A 250-nucleotide genomic window follows, 5' to 3' on the forward strand; every position below is an offset into this window, starting at 1 on the left:
CAGTGGCGATAGCACACGCTTCGAAAGCACCGACACATTGACCATCAAAGCGGTCGATACGGACAATAAAGAAGTCACGCAAACCACAACAGTGACTGCATTGGGTAAATGGAACGCGACGCTTGATGTCTCGGGTCTTAAAGACGGCAGCATTACGGTAACGGTGAACGGGACTAACGACTTGGGCGCACCAGCAAAAGAAGTGGGGACGACATTTACGTTGACGCAAACTAAGCCAACGGTGGACGAC

1 pseudogene is annotated in these 250 nt (G+C 51.6%); it reads left to right on the top strand.

Going from position 1 to position 250, the window contains the following annotated elements:
* Nucleotides 1-250 (top strand): annotated as a pseudogene (locus BCT11_RS04010) (hypothetical protein); the annotation flags it as partial.

Origin of the sequence: Vibrio sp. 10N.222.52.B12 (assembly GCF_002875385.1) — a bacterium.
GTDB lineage: Bacteria > Pseudomonadota > Gammaproteobacteria > Enterobacterales > Vibrionaceae > Vibrio > Vibrio jasicida.